General features: G+C 64.2%; 1 protein-coding gene. It reads left to right on the top strand.

From position 1 onward, the window contains the following. The coding region (locus EOC06_RS36875; protein ID WP_245470410.1) for a glutamate synthase-related protein at positions 1-1510 on the top strand (1510 nt) is incomplete at its 5' end. Between the last annotated feature and the right edge of the window lie 167 nt (positions 1511-1677).

Here is a 1677-nt window from a genome sequence, read left to right as displayed (position 1 = left end):
CGGCACGGTCGCGGCGGGTGTCGCCAAGGCACGCGCCGACCACATCACCATTTCGGGCTATGATGGCGGCACTGGCGCCTCGCCGCTGACCTCGCTCAAGCATGCCGGCAGCCCATGGGAAATGGGCCTTGCCGAGACGCACCAGACGCTGGTGCTGAACGGTCTGCGGTCGCGCGTCGCGCTGCAGGTCGATGGTGGCTTGCGCACGGGGCGCGACGTTATCATCGGCGCGCTGCTTGGCGCCGACGAGTTCGGCTTCTCGACGGCACCGCTGATCGCGGCCGGCTGCATCATGATGCGCAAGTGCCATCTCAACACCTGCCCGGTCGGCGTCGCGACGCAGGATCCGGTGCTGCGCAAGCGCTTCAAGGGCACGCCCGAGCATGTCATCAACTTCTTCTTCTACGTGGCGGAAGAGGTGAGGGAGCTGCTCGCCGAGATGGGTTACACCCATCTCGACCAGATCATCGGCGACAGTGATCTTCTGGAGAAGCGCGACCTGATCGTGCACTGGAAGGCGCGCGGGCTCGATTTCTCGAAGATGTTCTTCAAGCCGGATGCGCCGCATGAGGCGGTGCACTGGACCGAGCGCCAGAAGCACCCGATCGACGACGTGCTCGACCGCAAGCTGATCGAGCTGGCAAAGCCTGCGCTCGAAAGCAAGCTGCCGGTCAAGATCGAGGTCGATATCCGCAATGTCGACCGCTCGACGGGCGCCATGCTGTCGGGTGAAGTGGCCAAGCGCTTCAAGCACAAGGGCCTGCGCGAGGACACCATCCAGGTGAAGCTGACCGGCACAGCCGGCCAGTCCTTCGGCGCCTTCCTGGCGCGCGGCATCTCGTTCGAGCTTGTCGGCGCCGGCAATGACTATGTCGGCAAGGGCCTGTCGGGCGGCCGCATCGTCATCCGGCCACCGGAAGAGGCCAAGATCGTCGCGGCGGAGTCCATCATCGTCGGCAATACGGTGCTCTATGGCGCAACCGAAGGCGAGGCCTACTTCGCCGGCGTCGCCGGCGAGCGTTTCGCCGTGCGCAATTCGGGCGTCGCCGCCGTCGTCGAAGGTGTCGGCGACCATGGCTGCGAGTACATGACGGGCGGCATCGTCGTCGTCATCGGCAAGACCGGCCGCAATTTCGCCGCCGGCATGTCGGGCGGCGTCGCCTATGTGCTCGACGAGGCGGGCGATTTCGCCGAGCGCTGCAACATGGCGATGGTCGAGCTGGAGCCGGTTCCGGAAGAAGACGATCTGATGGAAAGGCTGCTGCACCATGGCGGCGACCTTGACCACAAGGGTCGCGTCGACGTCTCCGGCGACATGACCAGCCATGACGAGGAGCGGCTTTACCAGCTGATTTCCAACCATGTGCATTACACCGGGTCGGTACGTGGTCGCGAGATTCTCGACGACTGGACGATTTTCCGGCCGAAGTTCCGCAAGATCATGCCGGTCGAATACCGCCGCGCCCTGATCGAGATGGAGCGCATGCGCATGGGCGTCGCGGCGGAATAGGCTTTGCAATTGCCGGGGAGCCCAAGCTTCCCGGCCCATCTTCATCGACAGTTTGACCTCCGGCGCAAGGTTGCCATGGCTGCCTCAAGGGGTTAACGGGTGCGGCGAAAACCGCACCATCTGGACAGCAGGAACTGGACTATGGGCAAGGTAACAGGCTTTCTCGA

Origin of the sequence: Mesorhizobium sp. M7A.F.Ca.MR.362.00.0.0 (assembly GCF_004023175.1) — a bacterium.
Classification (GTDB): Bacteria; Pseudomonadota; Alphaproteobacteria; order Rhizobiales; family Rhizobiaceae; genus Mesorhizobium.
This window is presented reverse-complemented; position numbering and strand designations above follow the sequence as displayed.